At 43.5% G+C, this 13,186-nt stretch carries 14 protein-coding genes and 1 pseudogene; 6 read left to right on the top strand and 9 right to left on the bottom strand.

What is annotated here, in order from left to right; translation table 11 throughout:
• Positions 1-7 precede the first annotated feature (7 nt).
• Positions 8-481, bottom strand: a complete 474-nt coding sequence (locus tag KHS38_RS21395; RefSeq protein WP_213490829.1) for a ribonuclease H-like YkuK family protein — start codon at positions 479-481, stop codon at positions 8-10.
• Positions 482-872: 391 nt separating this feature from the next.
• Here KHS38_RS21395 and KHS38_RS21390 point away from each other — a divergent pair, with 391 nt between their 5' ends.
• The 4 genes from KHS38_RS21390 to KHS38_RS21375 all read left to right on the top strand — a co-directional run bounded on the left by KHS38_RS21390 (position 873) and on the right by KHS38_RS21375 (position 5,126).
• Positions 873-1,250 carry a hypothetical protein gene (locus KHS38_RS21390; protein ID WP_213490827.1) on the top strand — a complete coding sequence of 126 codons (378 nt, stop codon included), beginning with the start codon at positions 873-875 and terminating at the stop codon, positions 1,248-1,250.
• A 112-nt stretch (positions 1,251-1,362) separates the two neighbouring features.
• On the top strand, positions 1,363-3,408 hold the full coding sequence (locus KHS38_RS21385; RefSeq protein WP_213490825.1) for a M13 family metallopeptidase: 2,046 nt from the start codon (positions 1,363-1,365) through the stop codon (positions 3,406-3,408).
• A 111-nt stretch (positions 3,409-3,519) separates the two neighbouring features.
• On the top strand, positions 3,520-4,335 hold the full coding sequence (locus tag KHS38_RS21380; RefSeq protein ID WP_213490823.1) for an alpha/beta hydrolase: 816 nt from the start codon (positions 3,520-3,522) through the stop codon (positions 4,333-4,335).
• Between the two features lie 29 nt (positions 4,336-4,364).
• On the top strand, positions 4,365-5,126 hold the full coding sequence (locus tag KHS38_RS21375) for a DUF4272 domain-containing protein (protein ID WP_213490821.1): 762 nt from the start codon (positions 4,365-4,367) through the stop codon (positions 5,124-5,126).
• A 33-nt stretch (positions 5,127-5,159) separates the two neighbouring features.
• Here KHS38_RS21375 and KHS38_RS21370 read toward each other — a convergent pair whose 3' ends face one another.
• The 6 genes and pseudogenes from KHS38_RS21370 to KHS38_RS21345 all read right to left on the bottom strand — a co-directional run bounded on the left by KHS38_RS21370 (position 5,160) and on the right by KHS38_RS21345 (position 8,873).
• On the bottom strand, positions 5,160-5,579 hold the full coding sequence (locus tag KHS38_RS21370) for a hypothetical protein (protein WP_213490819.1): 420 nt from the start codon (positions 5,577-5,579) through the stop codon (positions 5,160-5,162).
• Between the two features lie 27 nt (positions 5,580-5,606).
• Positions 5,607-5,954, bottom strand: coding sequence for a hypothetical protein (locus KHS38_RS21365; protein ID WP_213490818.1), 348 nt, complete (start codon positions 5,952-5,954; stop codon positions 5,607-5,609).
• A gap of 472 nt (positions 5,955-6,426) precedes the next feature.
• Positions 6,427-6,600 (bottom strand): annotated as a pseudogene (locus tag KHS38_RS21360) (energy-dependent translational throttle protein EttA); the annotation flags it as partial.
• Positions 6,590-6,793, bottom strand: a complete 204-nt coding sequence (locus KHS38_RS21355) for a hypothetical protein (protein ID WP_213490815.1) — start codon at positions 6,791-6,793, stop codon at positions 6,590-6,592. The pseudogene KHS38_RS21360 and the gene KHS38_RS21355, both read right to left, overlap by 11 nt.
• Before the next feature lie 7 nt (positions 6,794-6,800).
• The gene (locus KHS38_RS21350; protein ID WP_213490814.1) at positions 6,801-7,922 is read right to left on the bottom strand and encodes an L-dopachrome tautomerase-related protein; all 1,122 of its coding nucleotides are present in this window, start codon (positions 7,920-7,922) and stop codon (positions 6,801-6,803) included.
• Positions 7,923-7,937: 15 nt separating this feature from the next.
• Positions 7,938-8,873 (bottom strand): NADP-dependent oxidoreductase, encoded by a 936-nt coding sequence (locus KHS38_RS21345; RefSeq protein ID WP_213490813.1) that lies wholly within the window; start codon positions 8,871-8,873, stop codon positions 7,938-7,940.
• A gap of 83 nt (positions 8,874-8,956) precedes the next feature.
• Between KHS38_RS21345 and KHS38_RS21340 the strand changes: the two genes are divergently transcribed.
• Positions 8,957-9,817 carry a helix-turn-helix domain-containing protein gene (locus KHS38_RS21340; protein ID WP_213490811.1) on the top strand — a complete coding sequence of 287 codons (861 nt, stop codon included), beginning with the start codon at positions 8,957-8,959 and terminating at the stop codon, positions 9,815-9,817.
• A gap of 113 nt (positions 9,818-9,930) precedes the next feature.
• The gene (locus KHS38_RS21335; RefSeq protein WP_213490809.1) at positions 9,931-10,506 is read left to right on the top strand and encodes an RNA polymerase sigma factor; all 576 of its coding nucleotides are present in this window, start codon (positions 9,931-9,933) and stop codon (positions 10,504-10,506) included.
• 316 nt (positions 10,507-10,822) lie between these two features.
• Here the strand turns inward: KHS38_RS21335 and KHS38_RS21330 are convergent, their stop codons facing one another.
• Positions 10,823-11,608, bottom strand: coding sequence for a hypothetical protein (locus tag KHS38_RS21330; protein WP_213490807.1), 786 nt, complete (start codon positions 11,606-11,608; stop codon positions 10,823-10,825).
• A gap of 79 nt (positions 11,609-11,687) precedes the next feature.
• Positions 11,688-13,160, bottom strand: coding sequence for a beta-helix domain-containing protein (locus KHS38_RS21325; protein WP_213490806.1), 1,473 nt, complete (start codon positions 13,158-13,160; stop codon positions 11,688-11,690).
• Between the last annotated feature and the right edge of the window lie 26 nt (positions 13,161-13,186).

Here is a 13,186-nt window from a genome sequence, read left to right as displayed (position 1 = left end):
CCACTAATTACTGCACCATCTTGTTGGCGCAATAGGAACTGGCAAAGGCCTCGGGCTTGGCTTTAAAAACAAAGCCCATGCTCAGTATATAACCCATAGCCTCGTGCAGCGCCTGGTTGGATTTGAACATAGGGTTGGTGTTGATATCAGCATGTACTTCCAGATCAACGTCGTACAAATCCAGCAGGTCGCACAGTTTGTAGGCGATGTCAATTGATTTTTGCACCTCGCTCAGCATGCGTTCTTTAATACTCATTTTTTGCGAGGTACGCTCCTGGTGAATGTACATAAAGCCGCCGCGCTGCTCGCGCAAAAACACAATCACGGTGGCAAAGTCGGTCACGTCGCCTTTTACCTGCGAGTCGGTACCGATGCAAACTTTCAGCTTGTTGCCCAGGTTGCTTTCGCGTTCGATGGTTTTTTCTACTTCTTCGAGGATGGGTGTGCGCAGTACTTCACCGCTAAATTTTCTCCAGGTCATAAAATTCGTTTTTATAGTTAGATTTTATTGACCTTTTTGGGGTCTATAAAAGTAAGCGATACATATCCATATAAACGTAACTTGCAGATGATTTATTTGTTAACATTGTGTTGGTTATCAACATTTTATTGTGATATACATAACGTTGTTGAACGGCTTGCTGGTTTGATAGATGGTACCTTTAGCCAGGGCTTAATAACACGAGCCTGTAATGTATCTTTGCAGAGGAGTGAGGTGCAAAATCTATCTTAGTGCACAAAATTATGTGTAAACCCTTATCACTATTTATCGGGATATTAGCTGTGTTGTTAACTGGCTGTAGCGTAAGCAAACCAAAAAGCCGATTGGGCACGAACCGGAATTCGCAGCCATGATGCTAACAGATCAACTTATGGCACCTGTTATTGCCGACTCTTTCCGGCTTACGTCAGATACGGTCGATACAAAGGGCACCTCCATCCAAATGCCGTATATGGCATTAAACGATATAAAAACAACCTTTTCTAAAGCAGCTCAGCAAATGACCTTGCAAATGGATAGTGTGCGTATACATCCGCATTCCGTGAAAGTAACAGGTGGAACGCTTAAATTGCTAAGCTCAAACTGGAAACCGACTGAGCGTTTGGATAGCAGTGTAGTGGTTGTTACGTTGCAAAACGTTTACCAGTTTAAAGGCAGGCGCGCTACCTGGTGCAGTAGGCTTGTGTATAATTATTTGAATAAAAAGTTTATTCTGAAGCGTGCTGAAAAAGTGCCTTACAATAATTGATAGATATTATTGAATGTTGGATCTCCTTCAAGCACCAAATTCAAAACTAAATATATATAAGCTTGCTTAATTACCCATCCTTCACCATCTTTAACAAAAAATTAACGTAAGCATGAAATATATGAAATGGCTGGTGCTGGCGGCACCGGTATTGGCCGTAACCGCCTGTAACCAAAAGTCGGGCGAGGTGTCTGAAGCGCCGAAGCGTACCGTATTTTTTGAAAAAAGCGGTATGGATACTACGGTAAAGCCAGGCGACGATTTTTTTCAGTACGCCAGCGGTGCATGGTACAAAAAAACGGAGATACCCGCGTCTGAAACGGGATGGGGTTCTTTCTATACTTTATATGATGATAATCAGAAAAACCTGAGAAAGATACTGGACGAAGTATCGGCCAAAGGGAATGATAAAGGCAGCAATGCCCAAAAGGTAGGTGATTTATATGCCAGCGGTATGGATACTGCAGCTATTGATAAACAAGGCTACAACCCGGTAAAACCATTGCTGGCTAAAATAAATGCACTGAAAGATTATAAAGAGCTGATCCACTTTGCAGCCGAGAGCTATAAAGATGGCGACGGCTTTTTGCTGGGCTTTTATGTAAGCCCCGATGACCGTAACAGCGCAAAAAATGTGGTTCATTTTGACCAGTCGGGCCTGGGGTTGCCAAACCGCGATTATTACTTTAATGCCGATTCGGCCAGTAAAAACATACGGGCGGCTTATGTGAAGTACATAGCACAGTTATTTACCTTAACCGGTACCGACGCTGCTACGGCAGCTAAAAATGCCGACAATGTACTGAAGCTGGAAACGGCTTTGGCCCAGTCACACTCTACCCCGGTTCAACTGCGCGACCCGGTAAAGAATTACCATAAGTTTGCTGTAGCCGATATGCAGAAACAGGCGCCCGACCTGGATCTGAAAGACGCGCTGAACCGCATGGACGTAAAAACGGATACCATATTGGTTGGTCAGCCGGAGTATTACAAAGCGTTGAACAGCCTGCTTAAAGCACAACCCATTGATATCTGGAAAAGTAAGCTGCAGTTTATGGCGCTTAACGATGCCGCCAAATACCTGAGCAAACCTTTCCGTAGCGCACGGTTCGAGTTTTTTGGTAAAGTACTAAACGGCCAGAAACAGCCAACAGAACGCTGGAAAGAAATGGTATCAACTACCGACCGTAGCCTTGGCGAATTGCTGGGCCAGTTGTATGCCGAACGTTATTTCACTTCGGATGCAAAAGACCGCATGCTGAGCCTGGTAAATAACCTGCAAAAGGTATATGACGAGCGCATTCAAAAACTGGACTGGATGGGTGCCGAAACGAAGCAAAAGGCTACCGAAAAGCTGAACGCCTTTATCAAGAAAATTGGCTACCCGGATAAGTGGAAAAAGTATGACGATGTAGAAATTGAACGCGGTGCATTCTACAAAAACCTGCAATCGGTAAGCAAACACAACTATAAGGAAATGATTGCCAAGGTTGACCAAAAGGTAGATAAAACAGAGTGGGGCATGACGCCGCCAACCGTAAATGCCTATTACAATCCGAGCTTCAACGAAATTGTATTCCCGGCAGGTATCCTGCAGTTTCCGTTCTTTGATAAAAATGCCGACGATGCCATCAACTACGGTGCTATCGGCGCTGTTATCGGTCACGAAATGACCCACGGTTTTGACGATCAGGGCAGCCAGTATGATAAGGATGGTAACCTGAAAGTGTGGTGGACACCAGCCGATGCCGCCAAGTTTAAAGCCAAAACCCAGCAGGTGGTTGATCTGTATAACCAGTTTACCGTACTTAACAACCTGCATGTAAACGGTAAGCTAACCCTGGGCGAAAACATTGCCGATATTGGTGGTTTGGCTATTGCCTACCAGGCATTTAAAAATACGGAGCAGGGCAAAGGCGATAAAAAGATCGACGGACTTACGCCCGATCAGCGTTTCTTCCTGTCGTTTGCACAGGTGTGGCGCATTAAAAACCGGGACGAAACGCTGCGCATGCGCATCAGCACCGATCCGCACTCGCCCGAAAGATACCGCGTAAACGGCCCGGTGTTTAATATGGATGCTTTTTATAAAGCTTTCAATATTCAACCCGGCGATAAATTATACAAACCCGAAAACCAGCGTATTCATATCTGGTAATTCAAAATACAGCAAAGTGAACGCTGCCCTGAAAAGGGCGGCGTTTTTTGTTAAACAAACGGGTTGAAAAGCAATTTATACAGATGAATGAAAATTTTATACCTTGCTATTATGAAACGTCTGCTTATTTTATTGCTGTTCATCAGCAGTGCTGCGCTGGCCCAGCAATATAAAACCGAAACTAATATTGCCTACTATGCCAATACCGGTGGTGACGCTTACAAGGCTTCGCAATGCCGGCTGGATATTTACTATCCTAAGGATGTAAAAAACTTTGCCACGGTACTATGGTTTCACGGCGGGGGCATAACGGGTGGAAGTAAAGAAATTCCTAAAGCCTTAACCGAAAAAGGTTTTGCCGTGATAGGGGTAGGTTATAGACTATCGCCCAAAGTAAAAGCGCCTGCTTATATTGAGGATGCCGCCGCAGCTATAGCCTGGGCTTTTCAGCATATTGCACAATACGGTGGCAGCGATAAGCTGATCTTCGTTTCGGGCCATTCGGCTGGTGGCTATTTGGGGATGATGACCACGCTGGATAAAAAGTATCTGCAAAAATATAATATTGATGCTAACCGCATAGCGGCGCTTATACCATTCAGTGGGCAAGCCATTACGCATTTTACCATACGGCAGGAGAAGGGCATTAAAGATACGCAGCCAATTATTGATGAGTACGCACCGTTATTTCATGTACGTGCCGATGCGCCGCCTATGCTGCTTATTACCGGCGACCGCGAACTGGAAATGCTGGGCCGCTATGAAGAGAACGCTTACCTGCTGCGCATGATGAAGCTGGCCGGTCATAAGCAAACCCGCCTTTACGAACTGCAGGGTTTTGATCACGGCGGTATGGCACAGCCCGCTTTTCCGCTGCTTATCAAAGAAATCAACCAAGTGAGCAAAGCCATCATGGCAAAGCAGTAATTACTTGTTTTAACTAAACACATCACCATATGAAACTTTGGGGTACTTTATTATTGCTGGCATTGGCGGCCTGTAACAATACCAGTAAGAAACAGGATATGGTTGCAACCGGGGTAACCGTACCGGCAGAAAATATCAAAGCCACGGCCGACCAGCAAACCCGTCGCAACAAATCGGAAGCGTATTGCAAAGCGCATGGCGTACCTATTTACAGTAACCCTAATTCCATGTTCTCCGACCCGGAAAATCAGGTAACTATCCGCAGCAAAGATGAGGTAATTGACCGTTTGCTGGCTTTGTGCTACATCGGGTTGAAAAGCGAGGGGCTAAGCAAAGAGAGCATGGCGCAGCTTGACCAGCAATATCACATGTCGGGCAAACTGTCGCCTGCCGAAAGGGCTTACATCACCGCGCAAAACCCTACGGAGCAGCAAAAGGTGGATGCTAACTGGCGCTATGAAAGTATGCACGTAATGCTTTGGGCATTAGGTTTGGTTGATGACCTGGCGTATCCCGACAAGTTGTGCGATGTGGCCAATGATAACCGTATTATACGCGATTTGGGCGAGCAGGGCCTGCACCAAAAAGCCCGCCTGCGAAGCAAACAGGAGATTATGGACCAGGCCGACCTGGCACTGCGCCTGCACTGGGCCGTGGTAGATGCCCGTGTAAATAAAGAAGATACGCCCGCCCACCTGGAAAGCGGCGTAGTTTATGAAAGGCACTACGCCCTCAACTGGCTCATTAACTACGGTGGCCAGGATTGGGATGATGTAGGTACAGATACCTAATTAATAGCAGGTTGCTGAATAAAAGAGGGGCAGTTAGGGTATATAAAAGGTATCCGAAACCGCCCATCTTCGTATTGATGTAATGGTAGGGCCATAAGTTAGTTTAAACCGGTAACGATGCCTTTGTTTTCGATACAAAGGCGGAATGTTTTTAAATAGATAATTATAACTAACCGGTTCTTCAGCTTTCACTTTTCTGAGGATAGCTGTTTTTCCCGGTGTTGCAGAGGATATATCCAGTACAATCTCCCGCCACTGTTTGTCTATCATCTTTTCTAATCCTACATAGTAGTAGACAGTAGATGCACTGTTTATCTTATAGGCGATGCTGTTTGCGGAATGTTGATCTTCATTTAGTTTAATAACGGCAGGCTGAGCCCGTACTTCACTCACAGCTATAACACTTAACAGGCAGATAGAAAGAGTTAGCTGTTTGTATTTTTTGTGTTTCATTGTGACTGGGTTCATACTAATTGATGACTATAATGGCTGTACATTCAATGAACTCAGAATCTTGTCTGCCGCTTCATGAACCTCAATCCATTCAATATTTGATCTGAAAGCCTGCTTATGCCAGAGTTTTTCAGAGATTTTGCTAATTATAGCTTTTAGGTTTGTTATTTGTTCAAGTTGAAACTGGCAGATTAAGCCTGCAGCCCGTAAGGGATATACTGCATTGTAATCAAAAAAGCTATGAGCATCCCCTTCAAGTTCTTCTAAATGGTCTTCTACTTGTTCGTCATTAAGCGTCTTAAAATTTGAACTGGCCATTATCAAAGTATCAATGAGGAAATTGTAAGTGATTGATAACTGCTTTTGAGAGGACATGAATCTATAGCTATTGAGAAATATCTCGGTTGTTATGATATATAGTGAAGATAGAGAAATTTTAAGTATATCATATTGAGCAAATGCAAGGTTATGCTGAAACATATGCAGCATAACGGATAAGGAGGTTGTTATAAACACTTAGTTCGTAGCGGCCTTGCAATCCTAACAACAAAAGTACTGACAAGATTGTGTCACGAGTATAAATACCTGTACCAAACTGTTCCGGGTGTTCCACACTGTACCAATTTTTGAAAACGGCCCCTGCGTGCTGCAAACGGCGCTTTAGGTGTACAAAAGTGTACCACCTGTACCGGAGCGTACCGGTTTGTTCCGCTTTGTACCACTTTACAAGTGGTACACCCTGAACTGTACAAAAAAGCCCATTGCCTGGTTAAAGGCAATGGGCTTTTTTGATGCAAGGAATAGGAGCGCGCATGTCGCTCTCGCTCCAAAATCCTCGCACCTCCAATTATTGCACCTGCTTTCTGTACTTGATGCGCTTCGGTGCTACATCGCCCAGGCGTTTTCTGAGGTTCTCCTCATGGTCGGTATAGTTACCTTCGAAGAAATAAACCTGCGACTTGCCCTCGAAAGCCAGGATGTGGGTACAGATACGGTCCAGGAACCAACGGTCATGGCTGATGCGTAGGCACAACTGCGCCTTGCTGATAAGTAAAATAACCGATAATGCCCAACTCTCCTGATATCGTGCCCTGTGTAAGTAAAGTATTCACCTGTTTTGCCAGCAGGTCTTTTAAGCTGAAATGCTGCACTTTCTGTGCTGATACTTTAAGCGCAAGTATCAGGGTACTTATAATTAATAAGTTCTTGATCATCTTTTGCTTAGAGTTTAATCCTGTAAATTTTAAACGGCCGTTGTATCTTGTCTTCGCCTTTGTGGAACCAGGGCATATATTGTATTTGCGAAGTTGATATGTACAGGTAGCCATCCCGCGAAATACTGTAACTGTCTGGCCAGCGCAATTTTGCCTTATCGGTAACTATCGTATGCATCTTTAAATCGGGCGTAATTTTTACAATGCTGCTCTTCTCTAAATCGCCCAGATAGAGATTGCCCGACTTATCGAAGATCATGCCATCGGTTGTTACACAGTGCCCAAGGTCTTTCACGCTATCTGCTATTTCTTTTTGCGGTGTGTTAAAGTTGCGAAGCAATGCGGTGCTTACCCGGAACAACCTATTATCGGTAAGTGGCTTGTAATAGAGCCATTTGTTATCAGGCGTAAGTGCAATACCGTCGGAGTTAACTTTAATAGCCTTGCCATCGCCTTTCACCAGTTCAGTACCGGTAGGCGAAAACCGGTAAGCTGTATCCGACTTAACCGATGGATGATTGCCCAGCACAAACCTGGATGCGCCGGTATTAAGATTGAGAATTACAATGCCGCCGCCCGATGAACTGGTCATGTACGCAAAACCATCTTTATTATCAATACGGATATCATTGAGATAAACGTCAGCACCGGCCACATTGTCGGGGAAGCGGTAAACGCGCTCAATCTTGTTATTGGCCAGATTGATCTTAATCACCTTATTACTTTTCTGGTAAACAGCGCTTAGTCCAATACCAGCAGCATCAACCACCCATAGGTAACCTTTATTGTCAGTTACAACAGATTGTACGCAAACAAATTTGTTCTGTCCGTTTTCGCCCTTTTTAAAACTGTTCCATTCCCTATCAGGATAGGGCACCGGTTTGCCATTTACAACTTCAATTACCGAGTAGTTATGCGTATCCAGCCAGTATGGGTAATTGGTAAACAGCCGTCCATTTGCAGATATGGCTACACCCGTAAGTTGGTAGGTACTATCGGCAAATACTTCTTCCAGTTTTGGTAAGTATAGCGTATTGGCGGGACGCTTTTTCTGTTCGTTTGCGGGCCGGGTGTTCTGGCAGGCCGCCATTAGCAACACTGCAGCAGCGGCTACAATCAAGATTTTCATATTTATTAGATTGATTTACAGGGTAACTACAACTTTACCTACTGTGCGGCCGCTCTCTACTTGTAAATGTGCAGCCGCCATTTCTGTAAACGGATAAGAGTGGGAAACATGCGCTTTTAGGATTCCTTGCTCCAGCAACGCTGCTATCTGCTGCATATCACTGCCGTTAGATTGCACCAGCATAAAATAACCTTTTACGCCTTTGGCTTTAGCTTTCTCGGTAACAGCTTCGTTTAACCCTGTAGGAATGCTGATGATTGTGCCACCCGTTTTTGTTACCAGTAGCGACTTATCAATGGTATCGCCGCCAACACCGTCCAGTACAAAATCAAACTCATCGGGATGGCTTGCCCAGTCATAATTGGTATAATCAATATGAGCATCAGCGCCCATCTGCATTACAAAGTCTTTGTTCCGTGCTGATGACGTGCCAGTTACCTCAGCACCCAGGTGCTTGGCAAGTTGAATAGCAAAATGCCCTACGCCACCTGCAGCTGCATGCACCAATACCTTTTGGCCGGTTTTTACCTGACCGTTGTGCACTATGGCCTGCCAGGCAGTTAATGCGGCCAGCGTTGAAGCCGCCGCTTCTTCGTGCGAGATAGTTACCGGTTTAACTGCCAGTTGCGATGCAGGGGCGGCCACATATTCAGCATAAGCCTTACCATGACCTGGAAAGTTAACCATACCAAACACTTCATCGCCTGCCTTGAACTGCTCTGACCGCGATTCGGTTACAATACCTGAAATATCCCATCCGAGAATCAGAGGGCTTTCGCTCTTTATGCGTCCATAAACACCTTTGCCTGCACGGCTTTTTACATCAACCGGATTAATACTGATAGCTTTTACCTGTACCAATACCTCACCATCCTGAATGATGGGCCTTGCTGTTTCCTGAAATTTAAGCTGGCTCACTTCACCAGGGTTATCTATTATTATCGCTTTCATATTTGTTTTTTAATATGAAGGCAAAGTTATACTTGCTTAATGTTTTCTTTTTGGTATAAATTTGCGGAAAAGTGGTACAGATTATGGAAAGACAAAACCTGCACGAGCCATTCTCGATCAAATACACGACGTTAGATGAAGGCCCAGGAAACGGGCACAAGCATAGCTTTTTTGAACTGGTGTATATTGTGGAAGGAACAGGCATCCAGTGCATCAATCAAAGCCAGTTTGCTTATCATCCCGGCCATATGTTTTTGATCACGCCCGATGATTGTCATTCATTCGATGTGAAAACTACCACCACTTTCTTCTTTTTGCGGTTCAATGATATTTACATCAGGGAATCGGGTATATTAACCAGCAATATTCAGAAGCTGGAATTTATACTGCAAAATGCCAATCATAAGCCGGGGTGCATATTAAAGAATCTTGTTGACAAGCAGGTGGTCAAACCGCTTATTGATGCTATTATAAGGGAATACGAGAACCGGGATATCTATAATCAGGAACTGATTCACCAGTATGTCAACACGCTGATTGTGCTGGTAGCCCGTAATATAGCCAAGTTTCTTCACCTGGAGCTTTCAGAAAATACAGACCAACGGGCTGTAAATATCCTTAACTTTATACAGGCTAACATTTATCACCCGGAAAAACTTCGTGCTGAATATTTGTGTAACCATTTCAATGTTTCTGTTAATTACCTGGGCAAATACTTTAAGCAGCATACCGGCAGCACCTTGCAAAGGTACATTACACAGTACCGCCAAACCCTGATTGAGCACCGGTTGATACATAGCGATAAAAGGTTGGGTGAGATAGTTGACGAGTTTGGCTTTACTGACGAAAGCCATCTGAACAAGTTTTTCAGGAATAACAAAGGCGTTAGTCCGAAAGCTTTCCGCTTAAATAATTCGGTTAAAGTATCAGCTTCCGTTAATTAAGCATTTTTAGAAATTCTATGATCTTATAAGCACAACAAAATCAGGACAATATATAATAGATTTAACAGTGGTTTAATATAGGCTAGTTACCTTGAGTGCATCAAATCTTTTCTATGAAAACAGACGGCATTCAGTCCAGGGAAAGTCTTTTTAAGGAAATTTATAACGCCTCGTTTCCTAAACTTTACAAAATATTTTTTCAAAGCTTGAAAAGCGAGGAACTCACCAACGATGTGCTACAAGAAACTTATCTGAAATTATGGGATAAATTAGACGAGCTTGACGGCAGGCAGGATTATATGCCATTCCTGTTCTTTTACGCCAGAAACTTTGCCCGAAAGGAAGTTGTACTGAAGCTTAGTACTTTGGAGCTGGGAACAACCGTATTGCCAGCAAGCTACAATGTTGATATGGAAAATGAACTGGACGTAAAAGAATTCAGGTCTGTTGTTAAACGTGTCATTGAAAGCTTGCCGCCTAAACGGAAAATGATTTACCGGATGTTTAAGGAAGACGGTTTGAGCTACAAACACATAGCTGATACGCTTAACATATCAAGTAAAACTGTCGATAACCATTTAAGTCAGGCCTACAAAGCCGTAAAAAGAGGGCTTTCGTCAAATTACGAATTGCGAAACACTAGCTATATCTTTTTATTGAGCCTTCTTTCTCTACTGAATGCAGGTTAGTATTACCATAAATTTTTCTTGAAAAAGGAGGGCCGTAAGGTCTTCCTTTTTTTTGTAAAAAGTACTTCCGGGCTTGTTTAGTCAAGCCAGGTGCTTGGTTGTTAACTTATAGTGGCTGTTTTAATTAAGGGAAAGTTAAATATTTATTATATTAAAAAATCGGACAGTATTTTGTATAAATGTTTGGAATAAAATTTGTATAAAAAAAGTAATTAAAGTACTTTCGCGCAACCTTTAAAAGAGATTTTAAGGCATTGATTTAAAGAAAAAGGCTTACCTTGTCCGGGGTAAGCCTTTTTTATAGTGCTAGATTTTTCTATTTCACTATCCTTCTAAAAATATTGGACGGATAATGGGAAGGGTCGCCTTGGGGAGCACCAATTCCTAAGGAAATGACAGCATTGGGTGTATAAGTAGAAAAGGTTTCAAAATCCAATACATAGCTGTAACTTCCTTCGTCTATGCTCATTACTTTCGCATTGCCATTTGCAGGGTCAAAGCCCTCAATCACGTAGTAAAAGAATGTAGGGTCTGTTCCTTCAGGAAGCAAAGACGCTGGATTTGGTAATTGTATAAAACTGCTGAATTTGTCTTTCCGGATGCTGCTTATCTTTTTATTGCTTAGTGGTAATCTGGTTCCGCCAAAATCAGTTAAGATTAGTTCGATGTTCATATTATTAGGTAGTGCAGGATCAGTAATCACAAACCTTACTAACATGCTATCCTGCGCTGGTTTAGCTGTCACATCATCAAAGAGAGCAGCAGTTCCGGTATACAAAAATGTGGGTAATGTAAAGGTATTTTGAATTTCGATAGTTACGGTCGTGTCCGTGATAATCTGCTTATTTGCTTGATTAATCAATAGAATACGCCTTTTACCCCCTTTTACAGGTAATCCACTGATGCCCTGTTTAGCAAAAGTAAGCGTATCTTTGGTTTCTCCGTCAATTTGCACCAGCAATGGGTTTGCGTCTGCTGCGAACGAAGAGGTAATATTTAATTTACCGAAGCCGGGGCTTTCAAGATCTTTGCCTTTCTGACAGGCACTTAATATAGTTGAAGCAAGAATGAATAGTGCAATATAAGATATAAAATTTTTCATATTTGAATAAAACCCGGGGCTCATCACCCCGGGTAGTCTTTTAATGGAATTTATTAGTTAAACAATTATCCGTATATCATTAATAAGCGTTTGCGTTAGAGTTATATGAAACCCAAGGAGCAACATCCCAACGAGTGCTTGCTGCTGCACCGAAAGCACCACGGTAAGATGGTGTTTCTAAGGCTGTAACAGCACCACCTGGATGTGGTATAGCTAAACCGGCATAATTGAATCCAGAAGCTGAAGGTGCAGCTGGAAGACCTGCAGCATAACGGAAGTCAGGTACAGCGGTAGAGCCGGTAAAAGCTATGTTAAATGGATTTACTAAACGTAAGGCAACGCTTGCATTGGCCGTAGCGCTAACAGATGATGTTGCAAAAGCGGGGCCTGCAGTTGTAAACGCCTGACCGAAGTTACCTTGGAATGTAGTGGTTGCAGCACTAGCCAGTGATGAACCAATGTCGAAACCGCCTACAACAGAGTTAGCAAATGTTCCCGCAGAATTTACGCGGAATAAAACACCAATGCCGTAAGTAGTACCGGTTAGCGGACCTCTTGGTGGGTTTAAACCAAGAACGGTCAGGTTGGTTAGCAGTGGGCTGGTTAAACGAGAGTTAATGGTTACAACCGGTGCAGTTACGTTGTTACTTTCAATACCGTTAGGGTTTGAAGAAAACTGAGGAGCTGGTGTTGATGCATCTTTTACTGATACCGCATATTGGATGGTTCCCTGATAACCTTGGTCAAAATCAAAGTCATCATCGTTATTGCCTTGTGCAATCAGGTATTTTGCGTTTACAGAGCCACCAAAGAATTCAAAAGCGTCGTCAGCGCCGTAAGATACCTGGATGTGATCTAACGTGGTTGCAGAACCTACGCCGCCTAATGTAAGACCATTTAATTCATTGTCAGCCTCTAAAACAGCGCCAGCGTACTCTATACGTACAAAGCTCAAGCGGCTTGCTGCTGCTGCATCATCTTCAGAAACGTTTGTACCGTACTGAATAGTGCTTGGGTAAGGCAGTCCGAAGCCACTAACATAGGCTGGTGCAATCCCTTCAATTGGACGTAAGCCGGCATTGGTTAAACCGTTGCCTAATATCACTACGCCAGCCCAGTCACCAGGTCTGCGTGCTCCGGCGGCAGCAATACTGGTAAATACAATTGGCTGGCTACTTGTACCCACAGCTTGTACATTCGAACCTTTCGTGATTAAAAGGTATGAAGGTTGGCCAGTGGTTGTTGTTGATGTTAACCTGCCTTTGATAAAGGTGCCAGACTGAATGGTCAGCGTACTGTTGTTTGTAACATAAGTAGGGCCGTTCAGTATATAGGTAGTATCGCGAGACAGCGTTCTGTTGCCGCCAATAACGTTAGGCAATACGCGGGTTACAGATGGTGCAACACGTGAATCAACATACGCACTGCTTGATTTGCTAAAATCACCTTTGTTATCTCCAGTTACAGCGTTGTCTTTTTTACAAGATGATAATGAAACTGCTACCAAAATTGGAGCATATAATGCCTTCAAGGCTAATGATTTAAAGTTCATAATTTAAGTTTTAGTTGTTTTTTAAA

The organism is Mucilaginibacter sp. Bleaf8 (assembly GCF_018390515.1).
Lineage (GTDB): Bacteria > Bacteroidota > Bacteroidia > Sphingobacteriales > Sphingobacteriaceae > Mucilaginibacter.
The sequence above is the reverse complement of the archived record's forward strand: the minus strand, read 5'-3'. Positions and strand labels throughout refer to the sequence as shown.

Excerpts from the sequence above, each read along its gene's own strand:
- KHS38_RS21350 (WP_213490814.1), bottom strand. The coding sequence starts at position 7,922 with ATGAAAATCTTGATTGTAGCCGCTGCTGCAGTGTTGCTAATGGCGGCC.
- KHS38_RS21330 (WP_213490807.1), bottom strand. The coding sequence starts at position 11,608 with ATGAAAAATTTTATATCTTATATTGCACTATTCATTCTTGCTTCAACT.
- KHS38_RS21390 (WP_213490827.1), top strand. The coding sequence starts at position 873 with ATGGCACCTGTTATTGCCGACTCTTTCCGGCTTACGTCAGATACGGTC.
- KHS38_RS21345 (WP_213490813.1), bottom strand. The coding sequence starts at position 8,873 with ATGAAAGCGATAATAATAGATAACCCTGGTGAAGTGAGCCAGCTTAAA.
- KHS38_RS21385 (WP_213490825.1), top strand. The coding sequence starts at position 1,363 with ATGAAATATATGAAATGGCTGGTGCTGGCGGCACCGGTATTGGCCGTA.
- KHS38_RS21365 (WP_213490818.1), bottom strand. The coding sequence starts at position 5,954 with ATGTCCTCTCAAAAGCAGTTATCAATCACTTACAATTTCCTCATTGAT.
- KHS38_RS21355 (WP_213490815.1), bottom strand. The coding sequence starts at position 6,793 with ATGATCAAGAACTTATTAATTATAAGTACCCTGATACTTGCGCTTAAA.
- KHS38_RS21335 (WP_213490809.1), top strand. The coding sequence starts at position 9,931 with ATGAAAACAGACGGCATTCAGTCCAGGGAAAGTCTTTTTAAGGAAATT.
- KHS38_RS21370 (WP_213490819.1), bottom strand. The coding sequence starts at position 5,579 with ATGAAACACAAAAAATACAAACAGCTAACTCTTTCTATCTGCCTGTTA.
- KHS38_RS21380 (WP_213490823.1), top strand. The coding sequence starts at position 3,520 with ATGAAACGTCTGCTTATTTTATTGCTGTTCATCAGCAGTGCTGCGCTG.
- KHS38_RS21325 (WP_213490806.1), bottom strand. The coding sequence starts at position 13,160 with ATGAACTTTAAATCATTAGCCTTGAAGGCATTATATGCTCCAATTTTG.
- KHS38_RS21395 (WP_213490829.1), bottom strand. The coding sequence starts at position 481 with ATGACCTGGAGAAAATTTAGCGGTGAAGTACTGCGCACACCCATCCTC.
- KHS38_RS21340 (WP_213490811.1), top strand. The coding sequence starts at position 8,957 with ATGGAAAGACAAAACCTGCACGAGCCATTCTCGATCAAATACACGACG.
- KHS38_RS21375 (WP_213490821.1), top strand. The coding sequence starts at position 4,365 with ATGAAACTTTGGGGTACTTTATTATTGCTGGCATTGGCGGCCTGTAAC.